Source organism: Anthropogastromicrobium aceti, from assembly GCF_020687335.1.
GTDB classification, from domain to species: domain Bacteria; phylum Bacillota; class Clostridia; order Lachnospirales; family Lachnospiraceae; genus Anthropogastromicrobium; species Anthropogastromicrobium aceti.
Map to the genome: position 1 here is coordinate 1 of NZ_JAJEQN010000082.1, position 4,113 is coordinate 4,113.

Sequence of the window (4,113 nt, forward strand, 5' to 3'; positions counted from 1 at the left end):
TACCAAATTCTTTTTTGACGAATAATATCACCCTCTCTCCTGTATTTTATCATATACAATACTATCATTGATGATTAAAAGTAAATATAGATAAAAGCACTGTGCTTTTATCTATATTTACTTTTAATGTGGTCACTTTGCTTCCTGATCACAAAGTTCAACCTTTATTCTTTTTCCATTAGTACCTGGGGTCTGGCACCTGGAGTCTGGAGTACCCGATTCCTCATCCTAAAAGCCAGTCGATAACATTCACAACTTTTATGCCATCGTAATTTCCGAGTGAAAATCGATCCAGTGTCAGGACAAATTTTTCATAGTTATCCTGAATGTTTTTCAGCGGTCTCATCTCTCTCTCAAAGGTTTCTTCCGCCGTCATATCAGCAGTTACCTGATAATAGGTAAGCACACCTTCCTTCTGTGTCACAAAGTCAACCTCAGTAGAACCGTATTTTCCTATATTGATTTTGCTGCCTCTTCGTGAAAGTTCAAGATACACAATATTCTCAATGGTAAATCCAAGATCGTATCGCTTTCTTGGAAGAATATAGTTTTTAATTCCCATATCTACCATATAAAACTTATTGTTGACCTTTAAGAGCTGCTTTCCAACAATGTCAAACCGCTCCACAGGATAAAAAATGAAGGACTCTGTCAGGGCTTCAACATAATCGCTGACTGTATTTTGGGATACTTTTCTGCCCGCTGAGGTCAGATAGTCGGTTATACTTTTCATAGACACCGGGCTGCCAATAACGCTTGCCAGATACCTGGCTATTGTCTTTAGTAACGCAATATCTGTGATTTTTCGTTTTCCACTCTCTTTTTCTCTTCTTGCCTGCCGCTGCTCAATATCTTTTACTACGTACAGTATCATAATCAACAACATCAATCTTACGCAACGTTTCTATTTTTTCCACTGCATCTTCCAATTTTAATATATCTTTGCATCCCTTAACAGCAAAATCAATATCACTTCTTTCTAATGCTGTATTTGTTGCAAATGATCCAAAAAGTATTAAATGCTCTACTCCCTGTTTTTGGCAGATATCTGTCATTTCTTGTATGATTGTTTCGATACTCATCATCTACATAAAGTATCTCCCTTCTGCTGAAAATTTTTTCAAGCCTGAAAAAATCCTTATTAACTGCTTTACTCATGACCATAAGCCAAGGGGACAGTAATTCATCCCGTGGCACAATAAAACAGCCAACACCTGTCCCCACTGGCTCCCCTTTTCTACGACGCCTCGAACTAAGCTAATAAAAACTCACCTTTCTCCCATATTTATCAGCACAACTTGCTGTTATCATTGCACCACTTCCTCTGCCTGCTGCTATAACGATTAACCTGTCTGACCATGAAGCAATTAGTCTATTTCGCTGCGGAAATGTATAATTGGACGGCTCTGTTCCCGGTGGATACTCTGACAGCAGTAATCCCGTTTCACGTATTCTCTCCATCAGACGCTCATGCTCTGCTGGATAACAAATATCAAGCCCATTCCCTACAATAGCAACTGTATATGAACCGGAATTAACACAGACTGTTCCAGCACATGCATCAATTCCTTTTGCCATACCGCTGATCACAATTTCCTGCTCTTTTATGCATTGTCTTGTCAATTCAATGCAGCATTGTTTTGCATCCTGTGTGCATCGCCTTGCACCAACAATTCCAACCGTGGGCTTTAAAATACCTTCTTCTGAGGTAAATGATCCCTGGTAATATAAGACAGATGGTGCATCCTTTACCTGCTTTGCTTTCTCTGGATACCTGATATCGGCTTTTGTGAGAACATAAATTTTCTTTTTCTCACAATCCTCCAAAATTTTTTCTGCCCGGTCAAATGAGCGTGCTTGTAAAATACTAGCAATCTGTCTCTTTGTGATACCCGAAATTTTCCTCAAACATTTTTCATCCGCATCATATATATCCTGCGGACTTTTAAACTTTGCAAGTAAACGTCCTTCCATAACTGAACCCACATAAGGAATCTGTGTAAGCCAAATCCAATATTTTATAAAATCCTTTTCCTCCACTATTTCACCACCATCATCTTGCTATTGCTTTCGTCCAGATCACGACACGAAATCACCTTCTTCGTATCCTGAAAACGAATCTTCTCTGCTCCATCCAAATCGGCACTTGTTCTTGCCAGTCTTAGAAGCTTATGGATCACTCGCGCACTATATCCATACTTTTCACTTGTTTCCTTTAACAAATCCAGCGAATCTGCCTCCATCTCGCAATATTTTTTTATAAGAGACGTTGTCATCTGTGCATTACAGTTGATTCCCTCCTCCAAAGAATAGCGCTCCTGCTGAATCTTTCTTGCTGCCTCTACCCTTTTTCGAAGTTCCAAAGAAGAATATGACATTGTCTTATTTTCCATCTCAAAAAAATTGACAGGATGTACCTCTTTTTGAATGTCAATACGATCCATAATCGGACCTGAAATTTTACCGCGATATTTAATAATCTCATAATCAGTACATCGACACTTTGAGCTTGGATAATATCCACATGGACATGGATTCATTGCTGTTACAAACATAAAATTAGCAGGATATGTATGTGCGCCGTTTACTCTGGCAACAGATACTTTCTTATCTTCAACAGGCTGACGAAGTGCATCCAATGTTTTTCTGGAAAACTCTGCCAGCTCATCAAGAAACAAAACACCATTATGGGCAAGCGAAACCTCTCCCGGCATTGCATTTACTCCGCCCCCAATTAATGCATTTAATGATGCATTATGATGTGGTGCACGAAATGGTCTGTTTTTGACTAGCGAATGGCCATTTGACAATAATCCTGATATACTGTAAATCTTCGTTACCTCCAGGCATTCTTCCTCAGACATTTCTGGGAGAATCGTTGATATTCGTTGTGCAATCATTGTTTTTCCACAACCAGGTTCACCGATCATCAGCATATTGTGACCGCCAGCTGCTGCTAATAAAGCAGCTTCAATTACATCTTCCTGACCTTTTACATCTGAAAAATCCAATGCACGCTCCGCAAAAAGAGAATCTTCGGCAATAATCTCTGGCTTTTCCAAAAAAGCCTGTTTTCCTTCAAGATATCTGATCACTTCCGTCAAATCAGTAAAACCTAGCGTTTCAATTCCATGAACAAGCTTCGCCTCCCCGATATTTGCCTGAGGAATAATCACCTTCTTAATCCCATTCTTCTTTGCTGCTAATATCATCGGCAAGATTCCACAACATGCGCGCAGACTTCCATCTAATGACAGTTCTCCGATAAAACCATACTGATTCAATTCTTTTGCTGCAATATTTTCCCCTTCCTGCAAAACACCAATAGCCATTGCTAAGTCAAAGTGAGAACCTCTTTTTTTCTTGTCACCAGGTGCCAGACTGATAATCACGCGCTTTTTTGGAAATACATAACCGCTCTCGTCAATCGCTGACTGAATACGATCTCCTGCTTCCTTAACAGCCACATCTCCCATTCCGATGATGGATATCATTGGCTGTCCATCAAGAACTTTCGACTCAATATCTACTGTATAGCCGTCTACTCCCTGTATTGCAAAGCTTTTTACCACGGTAGCCATGTTTCATCCTCCCCTATTTCTTTTTGAATCATATTTTCATTAATTTTATACTTGTGAGTGGCATCTTCTACAAATTCTCTATAATAAAAAATGCTTTGTTTAAAAAATGCAAGTGTTTTTTCTGGCTGTGTAATCCGATCATCCGTCATTCGAAGTATCGTCCTATAGCTGCTCCATGGATAATCTTCAGGATGTGCAGTTATCTTTGCCTTCACTGGATTCATATGTATATATCTACTTGTCTGCAAAAAATAGCTGTCATCCTTAACTATACATGACTTAAAACGTCCTTCAAACACATGACCATGGTATCCATACCTCTGATTGTAATAGGATGCATAGCAGCTCATAATTCCTTTAAAGGTTTTTCCTATTTCATGTGGTCCTGTTTCAATAAGAACATGAAAATGATTGCTCATCAAACAATATGCATGCAGACTACACTCATGTTCTTCCATCATTTTCTTTAACAACAACAAGAACACCTGATAATCCGTGTCATCCTGAAAAATAACCATTCTGCGTATTCCCC

Annotated in this window: 5 protein-coding genes; all 5 read right to left on the reverse strand. The window is 39.1% G+C overall.

Features of this window, described 5'->3' with window-relative positions; genetic code table 11:
• Positions 1-223: 223 nt before the first annotated feature.
• A complete protein-coding gene (locus LKD48_RS16185; RefSeq protein WP_308732623.1) occupies positions 224-874 on the reverse strand; it encodes an ATP-binding protein in 651 nt (216 codons plus the stop codon).
• Complete coding sequence (locus LKD48_RS16190; protein ID WP_308732624.1) at positions 846-1,085, reverse strand: nucleotidyltransferase family protein; 240 nt, start codon at positions 1,083-1,085, stop codon at positions 846-848. The genes LKD48_RS16185 and LKD48_RS16190 overlap by 29 nt, the downstream gene beginning before the upstream one ends.
• A 172-nt stretch (positions 1,086-1,257) precedes the next feature.
• Positions 1,258-2,040 (reverse strand): DNA-processing protein DprA, encoded by a 783-nt coding sequence (locus LKD48_RS16195; RefSeq protein WP_308732625.1) that lies wholly within the window; start codon positions 2,038-2,040, stop codon positions 1,258-1,260.
• Positions 2,040-3,581: a YifB family Mg chelatase-like AAA ATPase gene (locus tag LKD48_RS16200; RefSeq protein WP_308732626.1), complete on the reverse strand. Its 1,542-nt coding sequence runs from the start codon at positions 3,579-3,581 to the stop codon at positions 2,040-2,042. Before LKD48_RS16200 ends, LKD48_RS16195 begins: the two co-directional genes overlap by 1 nt.
• On the reverse strand, positions 3,566-4,113 hold a 548-nt coding region (locus tag LKD48_RS16205; protein WP_308732627.1), incomplete at its 5' end, for a transposase. The genes LKD48_RS16205 and LKD48_RS16200, both read right to left, overlap by 16 nt.